Origin of the sequence: Roseburia rectibacter, from assembly GCF_014287515.2 — a bacterium.
GTDB lineage: Bacteria > Bacillota > Clostridia > Lachnospirales > Lachnospiraceae > Roseburia > Roseburia rectibacter.
This window is the reverse complement of record NZ_CP092473.1, coordinates 2,188,328-2,208,985: the sequence shown is the minus strand read 5'-3', so window position 1 is coordinate 2,208,985 and position 20,658 is coordinate 2,188,328. Positions and strand designations below refer to the sequence as shown.

Below are 20,658 nucleotides of genomic sequence, written 5' to 3'. Positions count from 1 at the left end.
GGTGGAAATCACTACGATAAATACTGAGCTTGTGGCGAAGATGTTTCTTGCCGGAGCAAAGAATCTGGATGCAAAGAAAGAATGGATCAACGAGCTGAACGTATTCCCGGTTCCGGATGGTGATACCGGTACAAATATGTCAATGACGATCATGTCAGCGGCAAGAGAGGTAAGTGCTTTGGAAAAACCAGAGATGAAAGCATTGGCAAAAGCTATTTCATCCGGTTCTTTAAGAGGAGCGAGAGGTAACTCCGGTGTTATTCTTTCACAGTTGTTCCGTGGTTTTACAAAGGTGATCGCGGAATATGATGAGATCAACGTACAGATTTTATCAGATTCTTTCCAGAAGGCCGTTGAGACAGCATACAAAGCTGTTATGAAGCCAAAAGAGGGAACAATCCTGACTGTGGCAAAAGGCATGTCTGACCGTGCGTTAGAACTTTGTGATGATACAGAAGATCTGGTATATTTCTGTGAAGAAGTCATCAAGGAAGGTGACCGCGTGTTAGATCTCACACCGGAGATGCTTCCTGTTTTAAAACAGGCGGGAGTTGTGGATTCCGGCGGACAGGGTCTGATGCAGGTTATGAAAGGTGCAATGGATGCACTGCTCGGCAAAGAAGTGGATTACACCATCGAGGAAACCCAGGCGGTGAAAAAGGCACCGGAAAGTACAGGAACATCCTACAATATTGAAGCACAGGCAAATCAGGAGATCAAATTTGCATATTGTACACAGTTCCTTATTATGCTTGATACGCCGATCACACTGCAGCAGGAGAATGAGTTTAAGTCTTATCTGGAGACGATAGGTGATTCCATTGTTGTTGTCGCAGATGATGAGATCGTAAAGGTACATGTACATACCAACGATCCGGGACTTGCGATGCAGAGAGGACTGACCTATGGCTCTCTGACTACAATCATCATTGAAAATATGAAGTTAGAGCGTGATGAAAAGATTTCTGCCCTGAAAGAAAAAGAGATGCAGTCAGCAGGTATTCCGGAAGAAAAAGAGGAAAAACCGGCAGAGCCTCCAAAAGAGATGGGATTTATATCCGTCAGCATCGGAGAGGGAATCAATGAGATCTTTAAGGGACTCGGTGTTGATTATATCATCGAGGGTGGTCAGACTATGAACCCGAGTACTGAGGATATGTTAAATGCCATTGAAAAAGTAAATGCAAAGACGGTATTTATTTTGCCGAACAATAAAAATATTATCCTTGCAGCAAATCAGGCAGCATCTTTAGTAGAGGACAAAAAGATCATTGTTATCCCGACTAAGACGATTCCACAGGGTATCACTGCTCTGATCAATTTCATTCCGGACAGTACACCGGAAGACAATGAACAGCGTATGAGTGCTGAGATTTCCACGGTCAAGACAGGTCAGGTTACTTATGCAGTCCGTGACACAGTGATCGATGATAAAGAGATCAAACAGGATGATTTTATGGGTATCGGCGATTCCGGTATTCTTTCCGTAGGACAGAATTTAGAACCGACAGTCATGGATATGATGAAACAGCTTGTGGATGAAGATTCTGCGATTGTCAGCATTTATTATGGTGAGGATACGAAAGAAGAAGATGCAAATGCACTTGGCGAGAAGATTGGAGAGGCATTCCCGGATGTCGAGATCGAAGTGCATTACGGCGGACAGCCAATCTACTATTATGTCATTTCTGTAGAATAAGAATGGAGTAAAAATGGACCGCAATTCCCCTTTAAGAGATATTAAGGGTGTTGGCGCTAAAACAGAAGAATTATTTCATAAGATAGGAGTATACACCGTAGGTGATATACTCCTTCATTATCCCCGGACATATATACAGTACCCGCAGGCGAAGCATGTGGATGAGGTGTCAGACGGAGAACAGGCAGCGGTTCTTGGACGGATCACAAGAACACCGGTAGTGCGAAAAGTGCGTACTATGCAGATCACGGTTACGACGATCAGTGAGATGGGAGTTTCCTTAGAACTGGTATGGTACCGGATGCCTTATATGAAAAATAATTTAAAAGCCGGCAACACCTACATATTTTATGGAAAAGTTAATAAAAAGAACGGAAGACTTGTCATGGAGCAGGCAGCCTTGTTTACAGAAGAACAGTATGCATCCATGGAACAGGTATTTCTGCCTGTATACACGCTGACCAACGGACTTTCCAATAATCTTGTCACGAAAACAGTGCGGGCGGCACTTGGAGACGAACAGTTGTTTATGGATTATCTTCCATGCGCGATCCGCGAAAAATATGGGCTTTGTGAGTATAATTACGCCATACGGCAGATTCATTTTCCGGATGATATGGATACACTCATTACAGCGAGAAGACGCCTTGTGTTTGATGAATTTTTCCTTTTTATATTAAGCATGCAGTATCAGAAGGAAAAGCATGTCAAAGAGAAAAATGAGTTTGTTTTTACTGAGGATGATTTTACAAATGAGTTGATAGAAAAACTTCCTTATGAGCTTACCAATGCACAGAAAAAAGCACTTGCGGATGTGAAACGTGATATGCGTTCCGAGACGGTCATGCAGCGTCTGATCCAGGGAGACGTAGGCTCCGGTAAAACGATCGTTGCGTTCCTTGCGATGGCTGATACAGCACACAATGGATACCAGTCTGCGATCATGGCGCCGACGGAAGTACTTGCAAGACAGCATTATGAGTCTTATCAGAATATGTGTGAACAGTTTGGACTTCATATTCCTATCGTGCTTTTGACCGGTTCCATGACGGCAAAACAGAAACGCCGCGCTTATGAAGCATTAGAGGTATATCCGAATGCTATGATCATCGGGACACATGCACTGATACAGGAGAAAGCAATTTATCAGAATCTGGCACTTGTGATCACGGACGAACAGCATCGTTTTGGAGTACGGCAGCGTGAAACATTTGCAGGAAAAGGAACAGAACCGCATGTACTTGTCATGAGTGCAACACCGATTCCACGTACTTTGGCGATCATTATCTATGGGGATCTGGATATTTCTGTCATTGATGAAGTTCCGGCAAAAAGACTTCCAATCAAAAACTGTGTAGTTGACCGGCGATACCGCCCGAAAGCATATGCTTTTATCGAGCATGAGATACGCGCGGGACATCAGGCATATGTGATCTGTCCGCTGGTGGAAGAAAGTGAAAATATGGAAGCGGAGAACGTTACCGATTATGCAAAACGTCTGCGGGAAGAACTGCCGGAAGACATTGTGATCGGTGTTTTACACGGACAGATGAAAGCAGACCAGAAAAATAAGATTATGGATCAATTTGTAAAAAATGAGATTCAGGTGCTTGTTTCCACGACAGTTGTTGAGGTTGGCGTCAATGTGCCGAATGCTACGGTCATGATGATCGAGAATGCAGAACGTTTTGGACTTGCACAGCTCCATCAGTTAAGAGGACGTGTCGGAAGAGGTGACGCCCAGTCTTACTGTATTATGGTCAACGCCTCAGACAGTAAAAATTCGATGAAACGGCTTGATATTTTAAATAAATCTAATGATGGATTTAAAATTGCAAGTGAAGACCTGAAATTACGTGGTCCGGGAGATTTTTTTGGCATCCGCCAGTCTGGAGAGATGCAGTTTTTGCTGGCAGATATTTATCAGGATGCAGCCGTGTTACAACAGGCATCAGAGGAAGTGCAGGATCTGCTTGCCGCAGACCCGGAACTTTGTGGCGAAGAAAATGTCAATCTGCAGCATTATCTGGAGATTTTCTTCGAGGATCAAAAGAGCAGATTAAATTTATGACAGAGATCTGTTTATAATGGATTTTATTTAGAGGCAGAATATAAAAACATAAAAAACGGGAGCTTCCGTTATGGAAAGCATCCCGTTTTTTGGGCTGGAATCATAATTCCTGGTGACATATAGCTCCTGACAAAATTATGATTTTAGCGGACGATAAATCTTAGCTGGCAGATGATTACTTGCCTGACATCTGTTTCTCCTGTGCCTCGATCATTTTCTTAACCATATAACCGCCGACAGAACCGTTCTGTCTGGAAGTAAGGTCTCCATTGTAACCGTCCTTTAAAGGTACGCCGATCTCGCTTGCTACCTCATATTTGAAACGGTCTAATGCACTTTTTGCTTCAGGAACTGCTGCTCTGTTAGATGAACGACTTGCCATAATAGTTTCCTCCTTTGGTGTGTTGTGATACATCATTTGTTTCAAAGTATCCTTTGTATTAAAGTCTGAACAAACGCCGCGCTGATCATATGTTCCGCGGCGTTTGTGTTTTGCTGCGGTGTTTTGATCGCGTTTTGTTTTGTTCAGTGATAGTATATGAAATATGATGTCAGATAAACATGTATTTTTTGTCAGAAAAGCAAGTAATATCCGTTTTGAAAAACGCATAAGATATCTGTTTTATGTTTTGTAAATAAATATTTGTAAGCGCTTACAAATATTTATTTACAAACCGGATCATATAAGCTATGATAAAGGTAACGTGGTTGTGTCAGAAATTCGTAATGCAGGCTGGCAAAATGCACAGGAGAAGGAGAAAAACAGTATGGATAAGATTGAAAAATACATTGATGAACTTTTAGAGAAAAGCACACCGGATCGCCCGATCTGGAACATCGAAAAAATTCTGCAGGGGAAAAAGTCAACCTGGAATTATATTGATGGCTGTATGATCAAGGCAATTTTAGAGATGTATGCCATCACAAAAGACGAAAAATATTTTTCATTTGCAGATCATTTTATTGACTGTAAAGTTATGGAGGATGGTTCGATTGAAGGATATTCCGTGGAAGAGCTGAATATTGACAATGTCAATGCCGGAAAGACATTATTTGAACTTTATGATCTGACAGGAAAAGAAAAATACCGTAAAGCGATCGACCTTGTATATAGCCAGATCAAGAAAATGCCTCGTACAAAAGAAGGAAATTTCTGGCATAAAAACATTTATCCGAATCAGGTATGGTTAGACGGACTCTATATGTGCCAGCCATTTTATATGGAGTATGAGACCCGTTTCAATGACAAAAAAAATTATGACGATATTTTTTCACAGTTTTTTAATGTGGCAGAGCACATGCGTGACCCAAAGACTGGACTTTACTATCATGCGTATGATTCCTCAAGAGAAATGTTCTGGTGTGATAAAGTAACCGGTCTCAGCCAGAATTTCTGGCTTCGTGCATTGGGATGGTATTCCATGGCTTTGCTTGATACTTTGGATAAAGCAGATGCGTCTGTCGGCGAACCATATGAAAAAATGAAACAGATCTTTGTGGATCTGATGGATTCCATGTTAAAATATCAGGATGAGAGTGGCATGTGGTATCAGGTCGTAAATGTCGGTGGAATGGATCGTAATTATCTTGAGACAAGCGGAAGCTCGATCATGGCATATGCACTGCTTAAGGGTGTACGTCTTGGATTTTTGCCGGAAAGTTACCGTGTTTATGGTGAGAGGGCATTTCACGGTATTTGTGATAAATATTTATCGGAAGATGAAAACGGAGAGCTTCATTTAGATGGTATCTGTCTGGTTGCAGGATTAGGCGGAGCAAACCGCCGTTCCGGAACATTTGATTATTATATGTCCGAGCCGGTTGTAAAAGATGACGCAAAAGGTGTCGGTCCATTTTTACTTGCATATACAGAGATGAAGCGTTTAGAGAAGTAAAATAAAAAATTATTTGCCGGTAAAGGAAAAAGGAGCAGATATGAGAGGTAATAATCAAACAAAATTTAGTGGAACAAAAGCAGTTGGGGTAAGTATCCTTGCACTTTGCTTATTGGCATTTTCACAGCTTCTGGCACTGTTGATCGGAAATATGCTGGTGGCAGGCGGAATGTCAGCAGTGACCGGGAATATTTTTACCGGAATTTTATATGCAGGACTGGTGCTTGGCGGAGTCTGGCTGATATGCAAGAAGATGTTGAAAATACCAGTGACAGATTTTAAGGTTGGGAAGCCGGATCTGCATCCATTTTGGATCATCGCTGCTTTTACAATGCCGTTGCTGGTGATCTTAGTATATCAGTTATTTGCAGGAACATGGCAGCAATCGTCCATGGAACCGGAAACGATAAAACGGCTTGTCGCCGGAAGCGTGGCATATTTAGGGCTGGCAACCGGAATCGTGGAAGAGACAGTATTCCGTGGAGTTATTATGAGTTCGGTAGAATATGCGTGGAACCGGAAAATTGCAGTGATCGTTCCATCCGTTCTGTTTGGATGTCTGCATATCGAAGAGGGGATGAGTATTTCTGGAATGATCCAGGTTGTGATAGCAGGAAGTCTGGTTGGCATTTTGTTCTCCCTTGTGACCTGTTATACCGGAACAATCTGGTATTCTGCACTCATGCATGGAGTCTGGAATTGTCTGATGATCGGAGGATTGATCTATATCGGCTCTGCGGTGGATGGTACAGCCTGGTATAATTATGTGCTTGATACAGATTCTTTTCTGCTGACGGGTGGAGAATTCGGTGTGGAGTCTTCTGTTATTTCCATAGCAGCGTATCTGCTTTTTGCTGTCATCGCATTATTATTACTCAGTAAAAAGAAAGAAGCATAACTTATTTTAAAATATAATTTTAGACAGAAAAATCGCAGTCGTGGTCTTATAAATCCACGGCTGCGATTTTTATCATTTTATAACACTGATTCATAGTTGTTTTGGAGGGCTGGTTATTGTTTTATTCCACCAGCGTCAGATTAGAAATATCAGGATGTACCGTCAGCGAAAAATTAGTGTAATACACCACAAAACCCGGAGCACTTCCGTTTGGCTTTTTTACATTTTTTTTCTGAAGATAATCGATCTCAATCTTATCACTGTCCCTGCCGCTTGAATAGTAACCGGCAAGTTTTCCGGCTTCTTCAAACATGCGGTCTGGCAGGTCTGTTTCGTTGTTTGTTTTTACGATAACATGGGAACCTGGCATTCCTTTGGCATGAAACCACCAGTCGTTTCCGGTTGCAAATTTAAATGTCAGTTCTTCATTCTGATAATTATTTTTCCCGACATATATATGATAACCGTCCGAAGAAATGTAATGAAAAGGTTTGCTTTTGATCTTTGCTTTTTTATCGGTGCGTTTCCGTTTGATATATCCATATTCTACCAGTTCTTCTTTGATCTGCACCAGATCATCCTCAGTCAGGGCAATATCTAAAGAGGTGGCAATACTCTCTAAATGTTCAATTTCAGACTTTGTCTCTTGGATCAGATCGGTAAGTGCCTCATAAGTACGTTTTAACTTCCCGTATTTATCAAAATATTTTTGCGCATTTGCTTTGGCATCTAAAGTCGGATCAAGAGGAATCGTAACGTTTTCGTTTGTATAATAATTGACTGCTTCAAGCTGTCTGGCACCTTCCTCTAAACCGTAGCCGTATGTGTGGATGAGCTCACCGTATACTTTATATTTATCACGTTTTTCGGTGTCTTTTAACTGCTTTTGCTGGAGCTGGTATTTTTTCCGGTTACGTTCTAATGCAGTTGATACGATTTTACGCAGATCGACAGATTTTTGTCGGATGCGTGTGTAAATATTTCTTGAAGCGTAGTATTCTTCAAGTACTTTGGAGATCGAATCATATTCTGTCATAGTATAGCCATCTGTGTCAGAAATGTCTGTGTTCTGCATGATTTTTTTGTCGGATGTAGTGTGGACATATTCTGACAGGCGGAAACAGGAAAAATCGATCGGTTCCCGTCCGCGCATGATGATGTTTGGACAGTAATTGTGATTTCTGACATCATCCATCATCCATGAAAAGTTATGGAACAGATGTTTTTTGCCGTCTGCATCCAATGAATCTACTGGCATATCTCCATCAATCGAGGCACGGTAACAGATTTCATTTGCGATCACAGGACTGATTCCGGTGAAAGAGCCATAAATTGCCTTTGTGATGGAAACAGGTTTTTTCATGACGGATTCCATGAAAACTTCTTCCGTAACTTCAAGTGGATTTAATTTATCTTCCTGTGTCGCAGGAATACAGTAAGCCCGTCCCGGAAGGACTTCACGCACAGAACTCATCATGGAGGATACATGTTTGATACTGTCAATGATCATGCCGTCGGAGTTACAGAAAATAATGTTGCTGTGTTTTCCCATCAACTCTACGATCAGTGTTTTCTGGCACAGATCACCCATTTCATCGAGGTGTTCGATATCAAAATGAATGATACGTTCCATGTGAGGCTGATAAATTTTTATGATCCGTCCGTTTGCGATATGTTTGCGCAACAGCATACAAAAATTTGGTGCCGTCAGTGGACTGGGTTTGTTTGTTTCTGTCAGATACAGAAAAGGCAGGGAAGCACTTGCTGACATGGCAAGGCGGAACTGTCCGTTGCTTCCTTTTAAGGTAAAAAGAAGTTCGTCATTTTCCGGCTGTGCAATTTTGCTGATTTTCGCATTTAAAATTGTCTGATTCAGTTCATATACAAGATTGGATATTACTAATCCATCAAAAGCCATTTTTAAATCTCCTTTCGGAATGTGTTTCCGCGGATTTCCCGCAGAATGATATTATAACGGATTTTTAGCATAAAAACAACGCTGTTGGGATGTTTATTTGTTGACACATTATGATGAAACATATATAAATATTGCATAAATTCATTTGAATACAATAACTTGTCAAAAAGGTCAGAAAACAGATGAAATAATCAAAAATAACGATGATTTTGATAATTTACATGTCTGGATAGTAATTATTTTCATTGGCAGATATTGTATTTGAAGATGAGGTGCAGTGCGTGAAATTGGGAGAATGAGAAATGGAGGATTTGCGTATGGTAAAACAGAAAAAAAGTATTGTGTTAATGGCAAGAGTGCTGGTGTTAGCATTGCTGATCGGTGTATTTGCATCTGTTCCGTCAGAGCAGACATTTGCAGCCGCAAATAAGGCTCTTCGTTCAAAAGTTGTATTCAATGGAGATAAAGAATCTGATGCAGCGTGGATGAATAACAATTATGTTATGCAGGCAGGTTACAAAAAAGCTTCAAAAATAAAGAAAAATATGAAAATGTCTGCAAAAGCGTATGTTCCGGCAGCAACCTTAAAAAAGAATGGAGATACCGTACATGTGGATGCGTGGATAGGTCTGGAAAATAGTAAAAACGGTAATTATGTTGGGGATATCCGTACAAAATATACGGTAATGCTGATCAAAGATGGCAAAAAAATGCGTGTTGCACTGTGGGATCCGGCGAAGGAAAAAGAGTGTAAACCTGGGAAAACAGCCAGCTATAAAAAATCTGGAAAATATTATGTGATCACGATCAATGATATGCCGCTGGAAAATGTTGTTTATAAGGATGAACAGACATCGAAAATTAACACAAAAACGAAATATAACCTGGGGCAGGGGATCAGTGTCACAGGTACCTGCTCAAAGACCAGCGGATATGTATATGTGGATGATTTAAAGATTTCAGGAGTGACTACGCAGAAGATTACATTTAATAAAAAAGACTATAAATGGTACAGTGGATGGCATTTGGATAAAAATTATTCTTTAAAGGTTACAACCATTAAATAATAGCTAATCTGTAAAGTAAAAAAATGTTAAAACCGGGAGAATAAGGACAGGAGAATTTGTGTATGGTAAAACACAAACAGAGTATTGTGGTAATGGCAAAAGTACTGGTAATGGCACTTTTGATCGGTGTGTTTGCAGCTATTCCGTCGGCAGAGACATTTGCTGCTGCAAATAAGGCGCTTTGCATAAAGGTTACATTTAACGGAGATAAATCAGAAGAGGCGTGGGAAAATAATAGTTACTATCTTGGGATTGGCTATAAAAAAGCATCAAAAATAAAGAAAAATATGAAACTTTCGGTTAAGGTGTATGTTCCGGCATCAGCCCTAAAAAAGAATTGGGATCGTGTTTATGTAAATACAGGGATTGATCTTGAAAACAGTAAAAATGGTAAATATGCCGGTACTATCTCTTCAAGATATCCGGTGATATTGATCAAAGATGGTAAAAAAATACAAGTGGAATTGTATGATTCAGTAACTGACAGAAATATTAAAGCCGGGAAACTGGAAAGCTGCAAAAAATCAGGAAAATATTATATGATTACAGTTAACAATATGCCGCTGAGGAATGTTGTTTCTAAAGATGAAAAGGAGTCAAAGATCAATACAAAAACCAAATACAACATTATACAAGGGGTTGCTATTACAGGAGTCTGTTCAAAGAGCAGCGGCTATATATATGTGGATGATATAAAATTTTCGGGCGTAACGACACAGAAGATCACATTTAATAAAAAAGATTATAAGTTTTGTGATTGTTCTCATCTTGAGAAGCAGCATACTGTGAAGGTTACAACTATAAAATAAAATTTAAACTGATATAAAATATCAATGAGTGCAAGTGTGTCAACATGCTTGCACTCATTTTTATTATTGCGGGAACAGGACAATTTGAATTTGTATATTTTAATTAAAAATAAATTACAAATATAAAAATAAAATTAAATAAATGAAAATGTCTTTTTTTATGTAAAAAATTTGTTATACTAAATTTACATATGAAGAAATGAAATATCAGTTTTAATCTGGATATTCTATATGTCAGCTTTTTATTAATAAAGATGGCATATCCGTAACAGTCTTTTTTATTTCATTACAGATATCTTTAAGAATATTCCTGACGCATTTAAGTGAAACAATGGCTTTATTCACACACCGTACTTTGACAATTAAATTAAGAAGAGATTCGATCAGAGGAGTTGCTTTTCCATAGCATTACGTTTATAATAAAAACAGGAAATCCAATATAGTATACTTTTCAAGGCAGCCGAAAGGACGGCTTTACCACTTAGATCTGCTCCGAGATTCGGAGAAAGGGGTGGTAGCATGGTTACATATAGTGACTTGTTCACATTTGTTATTATGATATGTACCATCATAACGCTTGTCAGAAGTGTCAGAAATGATACCCATGATAAGACAAAAAAATAACCGTCCAGCTCCTCGCAAGATCTGACGGTTATTTTATGTAACTAAAGATTTATATATGCCGGAGCAGATAGGTATTTGCTTATCACCCGGCTGTCTTGATAGGTATATTATAGAAGTTTCCATTTTATTTGTCAACGTCATAAGGTAAAAGAATCAAAAATAAAAGATAAAGGAGAATCGAAGTTATGAGAGAAAGAAGAAACCGGAAAGGAATGAACACCGCAAAGGTGGCAGGATGGAAAAAAGCAGTCGTGCTCACGCTGGCACTTATCATGTGCATCAGCAGCATCGTAGTACCGCAGCCGGAGGAAGTATCGGCAAAGCAGGCAACATACATTGATTACTTTGGAGAGGATCAGCCAAAGAATCAGATCGTGTTTGCAACATCGGATGATGCCAAATGGCATAAAACGCAGGAACATTGTTGCAATATTTCTACATACAGACATTATCACTGCATAAAAAAGAAAACTGTTTATGCAGGAGAGAAGTTCACGATCATCCCGGTTGCCATGTTTAAAAATGGAGTGGTAGTAGGATCAAAAAACAGTAAAGACGGTATCAAATCCGGTGAACTGAAATACAAATCCTCGAACACCAGCATTGCAACAGTAAATGCAAAGGGTGTTGTGACAGTAAAGAAAAAAGGAAAATGTAAGATCACTGTGACATCCATTTATGATTCCAAAGTAAAAGGAACACTGAGTCTGACGGTAAGCAAAGGAAAGCAGAAAGCAAAGATCACTTTAAAAAAGAGCAAAGAGAGTATCATTGTTGGAAATACAACCACGATCAAGGTAAAATCGTTTAAAGGTCTCAGCAATAAGAACCTTACCTTTTCTTCCAGTGACAAGAAAATTGCAACGGTATCATCCAAAGGAAAAGTAACCGGAAAGAAAGCTGGTACAGCTACAATCACTGTAACTTCCCTAATCAACAAGAAAGTAAAAGCTGTGTTTAAGGTAACAGTAAAAACGGCGGATATGATTGACACGGACTATTCCGAAAAAGGAAAAGGTAAGATCGTCCTCGAAGAAGATAACGTGGTTTTGTACCCGGAAAAATCTTTCCATAAGATTTATAATCATTGTGGTGATGCACACAGCCTTGAATTTTATACCGAAGATCACGAGAGCATGGATCAGTTTATTGGAGAACAGCTTTTAGTACAGAAAGAAAAATACGGACAGGCGCAGATCAAGGTAAAACGGATCACCGGTGTAAATAACAGTGCTGTTTCCTATAAGTCCAGCAACACAAGTGTCGCAGCCGTTTCTTCTACCGGTTTTGTTACACCGAAAAAGGTAGGAAACGCAACGATCACAGTTACATCCAAAGCCAATAAGAAAGTCAAAGCTGCTTATAATGTAACTGTCAAGAAAAATGACATGGTACTGGCAGTGGGATTTGATAGGTACGATAATATCAAGTACTATGTAAAGAAACATGAGGATGGAACGATTGAAAACAGCACTTTGCCTGTTTCAACAGAATTTTTCTCAGCAGATAAAAAAGTTGCAGCATCAAGTGATTCAGCAGATGCTATTACAAGCAATAATAAGATTATCATGACCAGTAGTAATAAAAATGTATTAAGAGTAACGGAAGATGATCGTCTTGAGGTTATTGGGAAAGGATCAGCTGTTATTACTTTAAAAACAGCGGATGGACGTTGGAGTTATTCCTGGAAAGTGACTGTCAGCGATAAACCGACTTCTTTTAGTAAGTATGTTACAGGTTGTAGAACAGGAAGAGGCATAGATGAAGCTAGGGAAAAGGATGGCTGGGTAACCAAACTTTAAAACAGCAAGGAAAATTGAATAAGTATGAAAACTATCAAAATTAATTTTGATAGTCGAAAAAATGAACTGCTTGGAATCTCTGATTACCTTGCAGTTCATTTTTTATTTACCACGGTATTTTCAAAATGAAAATATAAATACACAGGACGAAAAGTCGAAAGGAGATCTATGAAAGAAAAAATATTGAAACTAAGCAGATTTTTACTGCTCTGCGCAGTAATGTTTCTGGCCACCATGATTCCACAGAGTGTGAAAGCGATCACGGTAGAAGAAGCAGGAAATGTCTATATGACAGATTCACAAGCTGGAAAAGAAACCCCGCTGTATGGGCGGCTGAATATTAACTATACCGGAAATACGAACTATGATACATGGGCTTATGATATCGTTACGAATTATAATACCTATGATAGTAAAAAAGACCAGTATAAAGCTGCGGAAAATGTTTTGAAAAATGCAGATAATTCAGTGATCGGAAAGAAGATCAAAAACAACCGGTCTGCAAAGCTGACAAAGTCAGAAGGTGCGGATGGGACGATCCGTGCAGCATATCTGGTATGGCAGGCAAGGACAAGTATCAAAAGATCGGACACAGATGCGAAAGCACTTGCAAAATCAGAAATCGCTTTTGTACTGCCGGATGGAACGGCAAAACTGATAAAGGCACAGTATGCAACTTATGATAACAGGTCAATTGATTATAAAAACCAAAACAAAGAGGAAGGAGTGAGGCAACAGTACACCTTCGTAAACATGTATGCGGATGTGACGGATATCATTAATAAAAGCAGCAAGATCTATGGAACGTATTCGGTATTCAACATTCCGTATTATGAGCATATCGGCGGTGGCGAGGGCGCCGGTGGATGGCAGCTGATCATTGTGGAAAACTGTGATATGTCAGTTCCGATGAGGGCAGTGCGTCTTAGAATGTCCGCGGATTTTAATATTGATGATGTTTCAAAGCATAATGGAGAATGGGTAGAGAAAGACATTAAAACCGGAATGGTTACAAGTGTGAGATCAAAGGCATACAAGGCAAATGATAAAGTGCCTTTGACCGGACAATATCTGATGATTTTTGTGGAGAGCACTAATAGTAATTCCAAATTTACCAAAATGAACCTGTATGCACAGAAAGCGTCTGAAAAGTTTGATAAAAACAAAAAGATTTTCGGACTGTCAAAAGATGTAAGTCCGTATTTATCGATCAATGGAAATGCACTGTACAGTAAAGCGACGACAACAAGAGGAGATCTGGTCGATTTTACAATTAAAAAGGAAAGTACACAGCCTGCCTATGCAAATCAGTATTATACTTTGCAGACCAATACCGGAGATTTTACCAAATGGGTTACCATGTTTGTGACAGGTATTGCGATAGATATCTCGGATAACTTTGCAGAAGGAAATCAGGTCACAACGGTAAAGAGTCCTACCACAGTTAACGTTTCACAGAAGATCACCAATAAAACCCTGCAGACAAAAACAGGTTATTACAATGGAAAACTGGTAGTCACATTAGATAAAGCACTGACTCCGACCAATACCAAACCAAAACTCACTGTTTACAACAAGGAAGCGGATAAAACAACCACAATCACCGGTACATGGAATGCGAAAAATCATACGGTAACCTTTGCGGTTGATACACAGGGAAATTATGGAACAGATTATAAAGAAAGTAAATTTAAAAACCCAAGCAGAGGCAGTTATATCAGTTACAGCATCGACTGTACATATGAGAAAAATTCCGGAGTGGAAGAGTTTAAGAATGGATCTAGGCTGTCCGGTGATTTGAGATCACAAAATGTTGCAACTGGTACTACCATTGATGACATATTAACGAAAGAATCAGTCGGAGTTCCGATCTATGTACTTACTGTCAAGATCGACAAAACCACGGTCAATAAAGCTGTAACACAGGTATTTAATAATGGGACGGCGATCACTGGTGCCGGTGGCACAGTAAACAGTAGCAGCACGGTATCTGGTGATTATTACATGACATCGTATGAATTGCCGTGTAATGCAAACATTGTTTCCACACCGACCTTTAATACCGGCTACGTGTTCAGCATGTGGACGGATCTCAATGAAAAGACTGGTGTTTCGACAAACTTTAAGGTTACATCTGATTATGTGAATGATAAAACCTATGCCTATGAGAGAAGCATGCCTGCTTATAACATGACCTTAACTCTTACCGGAGTGTTAGATGAAGCTGTTTATACCGTTCGTCACTGGAAACAGAAAACAACGGGCATTGCTTCCACACATGATGATAAAAATTACGAGCTTGCCGAGACAGAGACAAAGAAAGCACAGATCGGAAGCAAAGTAACGCCTGCAGTAAAGACATATACCGGATTTGACAGTCCGAAAACACAGACGAAAGCAGTCACTGCGGATGGAAAGATGGTCATTGATTATTATTATGAAAGACACCTTTATAATGTGACCTTAAATGCTGGGATAGGCATAGAAAAAACGATCGGAGCAGGACCGTACCGTTACGGCCAGAGCGTAACGATTGATGCCAATGTAAAAGAAGGCTATCACTGGCTGAACTGGACTGGTAATTATACCGGAGGTTCCGGTGGAGATCAGACCGTGGATACAAAGAAATTTACATTCACAATGCCGGCCGGAAATGTCACGATGACAGCCAATGCAGAAGCAAATAGATATACGATCCATTTTGATCCAAACGGCGGAGCCGGACATATCGACGATATCGAAACCACGTATGATACCGATGTGACACTGCCGGATGTATGGAATGCAGATGGAACAGCTGCCTATGTGAAGTATACACTGGATGGACAAAACGTGACAGATGGTGTCATTTCCGGGGCAATTCCAAAAGCCATGATGGCAGGATATGAAGAGGAAGATACTGAAAGTGACGATACCGAAAACAATGATGCCGAAAGTGAAGACATTGAAAGCGAAGATGCTGAAAGTGAAGATACTGAAATTGAAGATGCTGAAACCAAAGATGTATCGAAATCCGCGGACGATATGGATGAATCAGGCATGGAAGATAATTCTGATGAAGCTGCAGAAACAGAAGCAGATTCTGATGATACAGACGCTGCAGATGAAACAGATCTTAACGGAGATGCTATGCTGGAAAAAAGGACAGAAGATGATGCAGTCGATATCGATGCTTTAAAAGACGCAAAAGAAGCAGACGGACTGGATGAAGTGGAGGAAGATAAGAAAGCCGAAGCACCAAAGAAAAAGGTATATGCATCCATTTTTATGGGATGGGCGTTGGAAGATGGCAAAGATACCTTTATCCCGAAGTGGAAAGCCGGGGATATCGTTCGGAACCTTGTAGCAGAAGATGGTGGAGAGATCACACTTTATGCTGTATGGGATGATTGTCCGTGGATTCAGGCGCAGGATCTGTATTACACTTTAGAACAGGCACAGAGCGGATTTATCACGGAAGAAGAGATTTTAAGCCATGCAACAGCGACCGACCGTGAGGATGGAAGCCCGATTTTACCGGGAACAAACCCGGCTCCAAGTGATCCGGAGGTTTTCACATCCTTTACGATCCCGGACTATCAGGCAGGTGAGTTTACAAACCTGCAGCATGATTTTGCCACATCGGAAAATCTGACTGTAGTTGACCATACAGGAAATACTTATGTGAAACAGATCATGGTGTATGTAACTGATACAACACCGAAGAAGATCACACAGATGGATCTGACCGGAGTTACCCGTTTCATCAACAGCAAATATTATCATAAGCCGTATGAAGAGGGAGGACTTGAAGATAATTCTATCTGGAAAGTCGATCCGGAATACCGTGCGGCACTGGAATCAGCATTAAATAATATGGATAATGATACCCCGGTTGAAACCTATGTATTATCAAAAGAAACCATCAAAGAGATAAAAAAATATGTGGAAGACCATGGAATCGGAAACAGCAGAGAACCGGATGCATTGAATAACTTCTACGAGCTGTTCCTTGCACCGAATAAACAATAGATAAAAAAACATCAATATTTTTCTTTACAATTTCTTTTGCAGAGCGTAAATTAAAGAGTGTTGGAATTATTTTCTGGCAGTAAAAATCTGGAGGTTTACAATGGCAAAAAAATTATTAAAACGAAGTGAAGTAAAAGAAGAATATACATGGAATTTAAAAGATATGTATGCATCCGATGAGGATTGGAAAAAAGATTTAACGGAGATTGATAAGATCCTGGATGAGATTGGGAAAATGGAAGGCAAGGTAGCTGCATCTGCAAAAAATCTGCTGTTTGTATTGGAAAATGCAGCAAAAGCAGGAGAAAAACTGGATTATGATTTTGAATATGCAGAGAGACTGTTTGATGAGGATCAGAAAAATACTGCGCATCAGGCAATGTCTCAGAAAATGTATTCCATGATGACAAAAGTGTCGAGCCGCACAGCATTTATTGTCCCGGAGATTCTTACAATGGATGAAAATGTATTAGAAGGATATTATAAAGAACTGCCGGAACTGGAACTTTACCGGAAGCAGATTGAAGAGATTGAGCGTACCAAAGCACATACGCTTTCTGCGGAGATGGAAAAGCTGGTGGCGATGACAGGGGATATGGCAGAGACATCCGGACAGGTATATTCTATTATCAACAATGCTGATTTTGTATTCCCGGAGATCAAAGATGAAGAGGGTGATACAGTAAGACTGTCCCACGGTAATTTTGTGCCGTTTGAAGAGTCTGCAGACCGCCGCGTGCGCAAAGACGCATTTGAAGGTTTTTACGGTGTATATAAACAGTATGCTAATACACTTGCTGCATTATATAATGGACAGGTAAAACAGCAGATTTTTTATGCAAATGCAAGACATTATGCTTCAACATTGGAAGCAGCAGTGGATGCAAACAATGTTTCTCCGTCTGTGTATTATAATCTGATCGATACTATCAATAAAAATATGGACAAAATGCACCGTTATGTACGTCTTCGTAAAAAATGTCTCGGTGTAGATGAACTTCATATGTATGATGTGTATACACCAATGATTGCAGATGCAGCAAAGAAGATTTCTTTTGAAGAGGCAAAAGAGACTGTTTTAAAGGCATTAGCACCACTCGGCGAAGAATATGTTGCAAAGGTAAAAGAAGGATTTGAAAGCCGCTGGATCGATGTTTATGAGAATGAGGGAAAGAGAAGCGGGGCTTATTCTGCAGGCGCATATGGCGGACATCCATATGTATTGTTAAATCACAATGATACGCTTGATAACATGTTTACACTTGCACATGAGATGGGACATGCAATGCACTCCTACTATTCAAACGAAGCGCAGCCATATATTTATTCCCAGTATAAGATTTTCGTTGCGGAAGTGGCATCTACATGTAACGAAGTACTTTTAATGGAATATCTTCTGAAAAATACGACAGATAAAAAAGAGCGTGCTTATCTGCTCAACCATTATCTTGACAGCTTCAAAGGAACTGTTTACCGTCAGACAATGTTTGCAGAGTATGAAATGTTAAGTAATAAGATGGCAGAAGAGGGAGAAAGCCTGACTGCTGAGACATTAAATAAACTGTATTATGACCTGAATTGCAAATATTTTGGACCGGATATGGTATCAGATCCTGAGATTGCCTATGAGTGGGCAAGAATCCCTCATTTTTATTATAATTTTTATGTATATCAGTATGCAACGGGATTTTCTTCCGCGGTTGCACTGGCACATGGAATCTTAAAAGAGGGAGCACCTGCTGTAGAGCGTTATAAGAAATTTTTGTCAGGCGGATGTTCTGCCTCTCCGGTAGAACTCCTTAAAATTGCAGGCGTTAATCTTGAAACACCAAAGCCGATCCAGGAAGCACTTGATGTGTTTGGAGAAGTGCTTGATGAGATTGAAGCATTGCTTGCTGAATAATGAATAACCGGTGGAAAATTGTGGAATACTATATCTATACAAGAATAAAAACAGGAGGATTTTGTTTTGAAGCAGATAGAAGTATTGATCGATGCACCGGAAAAAGCAAAGAAACTATGTCATATTCTAAGCAGTCATAAGGGAACATTTGATCTTGCAAAAGGCAGATATATTGTGGATGGAAAATCTATTATCGGCGTCTGCACAATGGATCTGTCAAAGCCACTGACTCTGACGATACATGAAGAAGATGATATGGTTATGGAAGAAATTCAGGAATTTGTTGTAAAAGGCAGATAACAAAAAAGACAGTAACAATCCAAAAGGTTGTTATTGTCTTTTTTGATTTGTCTGCCTATAGATAACTTCGTATTTCTTTGGCGAGATTTTCTTCCAGATGGATCAGTTCCTTGCAGAATCCTTGTGCCTGTTCGTCTGCAGCTGCGTACTGGTTGTAATAACGGCAGAGTGATTTGACACCCATGTTACATCCTTCGGTTAACAGATCGGCACACACAGCATCGCTTTCCTCGACAGCTAATTTGGCATTTGTTTTCAGCCAGGACATTCCTTTTACAAATACGTTCGGTTCTTTGGCGGAATCATCGAATTTTTCTAATTGTGTATGGATTTCATTACCAAGACGTTCATGTTTCTGCCTGGATGCTGTGACAACATTTTTGAAATCTGTATCTGAGATTTTATCACAGATCTCATCCATGGAATAAACTGCCATTTTTGTGCCGGCATCACATTCACGCAGTAACTTTATGGTATCTCCGTTTAACATATATAATACCTCTTTTTCATATTTTTTTGCAGTAACCGAATGTGGGTCATACATTCTATTGCTTAATATGCTGCAAAACAGTCTGGATTATGTATGGATTCAGAATGATTGATTGTTTTCTGTAAAAAAACTTTACATAATTTCAAACATGTGTCTTGTCATATGTAATGATAAGTGATATACTACGAAAAGTTTCAGTAAAAATCTGGGATTGATGGGCAAAATAAGATTTTTGAAAGAGAGTTAAGAGGGTATATGATTAGTTTAGAAGAATTAGAAGAGTGGAAAAAGAAAAGAGATGCCGTGATCTTAGCACATTATTATGTAAGACCGGAGGTACAGGCGCTTGCTGATTATATCGGAGATTCTTATTTTCTGAGTAAAAAGGCAACAGAACTTGATAATAAAACAATTGTACTCTGCGGAGTGACATTTATGGGCGAGAGCGCAAAACTATTAAATCCGGATAAAACGGTATTGATGCCGGATCTTGCTGCAGATTGTCCGATGGCACATATGGTGACAAAAGAAACTGTCGAAGCGGCGAGAAACCAGTATGAGGATCTGGCAGTTGTGTGTTATATCAATTCAACACAGGAGATTAAATCATGGTCTGATGTATGTGTGACCTCCGCAAATGCGGTAAAGATCGTAAAAAATCTGCCGAACAAACATATTTTATTCATTCCGGACCGGAATCTGGCTCATTTTGTTGCAGCAGCAGTACCGGAAAAAGAATTTATTTACAACGAGGGATTCTGCATTGTGCATGAATTTATGCAGGCAGAGGAATTGCTTGACTTAAAGGCAGAGCACCCGGATGCAAAAGTTCTGGTTCATCCGGAATGTAACCGTAAAATTATTGAGATTGCAGATTTTATCGGTTCCACAAGCGGAATTATCAATTTCGCCGGTGAGAGCAGTGACAAAGAATTTATCATTGGTACGGAGTGTGGAGTTCTTACAAAATTAAAAGAGCGCAGACCGGATGCAGAATTTTATTTCCCGGAGACGATACCGACCTGTGTGAATATGAAAAAAATCACGCCTGAAAAAGTGCTTCATGTTTTAAAAACGGGAGAGAATGAAATCCATGCGAAACCGGAAACGGAAAAAGCAGCAAAAAATGCACTGGCGAGAATGTTAGAACTTGCAGGAAAATAAAAGTAAT

The 20,658-nt window shown here is 39.7% G+C and carries 14 protein-coding genes; 11 read left to right on the top strand and 3 right to left on the bottom strand.

All coding sequences use genetic code 11. The features are described from left to right. Position 1: 1 nt before the first annotated feature. Positions 2-1,699, top strand: coding sequence for a DAK2 domain-containing protein (locus tag H8S51_RS10485; RefSeq protein WP_055193700.1), 1,698 nt, complete (start codon positions 2-4; stop codon positions 1,697-1,699). 13 nt (positions 1,700-1,712) lie between these two features. Next, positions 1,713-3,770 (top strand): ATP-dependent DNA helicase RecG, encoded by a 2,058-nt coding sequence (recG, locus tag H8S51_RS10480; RefSeq protein ID WP_186898746.1) that lies wholly within the window; start codon positions 1,713-1,715, stop codon positions 3,768-3,770. 175 nt (positions 3,771-3,945) lie between these two features. Here the strand turns inward: recG and H8S51_RS10475 are convergent, their stop codons facing one another. Further along, positions 3,946-4,152, bottom strand: a complete 207-nt coding sequence (locus H8S51_RS10475; protein ID WP_117921873.1) for an alpha/beta-type small acid-soluble spore protein — start codon at positions 4,150-4,152, stop codon at positions 3,946-3,948. A 385-nt stretch (positions 4,153-4,537) separates the two neighbouring features. Here H8S51_RS10475 and H8S51_RS10470 point away from each other — a divergent pair, with 385 nt between their 5' ends. Further along, positions 4,538-5,665 carry a glycoside hydrolase family 88/105 protein gene (locus tag H8S51_RS10470; protein ID WP_118208819.1) on the top strand — a complete coding sequence of 376 codons (1,128 nt, stop codon included), beginning with the start codon at positions 4,538-4,540 and terminating at the stop codon, positions 5,663-5,665. 40 nt (positions 5,666-5,705) lie between these two features. Beyond that, positions 5,706-6,563 carry a CPBP family intramembrane glutamic endopeptidase gene (locus H8S51_RS10465; protein ID WP_186898747.1) on the top strand — a complete coding sequence of 286 codons (858 nt, stop codon included), beginning with the start codon at positions 5,706-5,708 and terminating at the stop codon, positions 6,561-6,563. A gap of 121 nt (positions 6,564-6,684) precedes the next feature. On the opposite strand, the gene H8S51_RS10460 is transcribed toward H8S51_RS10465, so the two are convergent. Next, the gene (locus tag H8S51_RS10460) at positions 6,685-8,481 is read right to left on the bottom strand and encodes an Rqc2 family fibronectin-binding protein (RefSeq protein ID WP_186898748.1); all 1,797 of its coding nucleotides are present in this window, start codon (positions 8,479-8,481) and stop codon (positions 6,685-6,687) included. Between the two features lie 317 nt (positions 8,482-8,798). On the opposite strand from H8S51_RS10460, the gene H8S51_RS10455 reads away from it, so the two are divergent. From H8S51_RS10455 to H8S51_RS10430, 6 genes are all read left to right on the top strand, one after another. Continuing rightward, the gene (locus H8S51_RS10455) at positions 8,799-9,548 is read left to right on the top strand and encodes a P-loop NTPase family protein (RefSeq protein ID WP_241070679.1); all 750 of its coding nucleotides are present in this window, start codon (positions 8,799-8,801) and stop codon (positions 9,546-9,548) included. Between the two features lie 62 nt (positions 9,549-9,610). After that, positions 9,611-10,357, top strand: a complete 747-nt coding sequence (locus H8S51_RS10450) for a hypothetical protein (protein WP_186898750.1) — start codon at positions 9,611-9,613, stop codon at positions 10,355-10,357. A gap of 809 nt (positions 10,358-11,166) precedes the next feature. Beyond that, positions 11,167-12,783 carry an Ig-like domain-containing protein gene (locus H8S51_RS10445; RefSeq protein ID WP_186898751.1) on the top strand — a complete coding sequence of 539 codons (1,617 nt, stop codon included), beginning with the start codon at positions 11,167-11,169 and terminating at the stop codon, positions 12,781-12,783. 168 nt (positions 12,784-12,951) lie between these two features. Then, positions 12,952-16,794: an InlB B-repeat-containing protein gene (locus H8S51_RS10440; protein WP_118208824.1), complete on the top strand. Its 3,843-nt coding sequence runs from the start codon at positions 12,952-12,954 to the stop codon at positions 16,792-16,794. Between the two features lie 100 nt (positions 16,795-16,894). Beyond that, entirely contained in the window at positions 16,895-18,697 is a 1,803-nt protein-coding gene (pepF, locus tag H8S51_RS10435) for an oligoendopeptidase F (RefSeq protein WP_117922188.1), read from the top strand. Between the two features lie 66 nt (positions 18,698-18,763). Continuing rightward, positions 18,764-18,997 carry an HPr family phosphocarrier protein gene (locus tag H8S51_RS10430; protein ID WP_241070678.1) on the top strand — a complete coding sequence of 78 codons (234 nt, stop codon included), beginning with the start codon at positions 18,764-18,766 and terminating at the stop codon, positions 18,995-18,997. Between the two features lie 55 nt (positions 18,998-19,052). Here the strand turns inward: H8S51_RS10430 and H8S51_RS10425 are convergent, their stop codons facing one another. Beyond that, positions 19,053-19,487, bottom strand: a complete 435-nt coding sequence (locus tag H8S51_RS10425) for a hypothetical protein (protein WP_241070677.1) — start codon at positions 19,485-19,487, stop codon at positions 19,053-19,055. Positions 19,488-19,742: 255 nt separating this feature from the next. Between H8S51_RS10425 and nadA the strand changes: the two genes are divergently transcribed. Continuing rightward, positions 19,743-20,651: a quinolinate synthase NadA gene (gene nadA / locus H8S51_RS10420; RefSeq protein ID WP_118208826.1), complete on the top strand. Its 909-nt coding sequence runs from the start codon at positions 19,743-19,745 to the stop codon at positions 20,649-20,651. Positions 20,652-20,658: the final 7 nt, after the last annotated feature.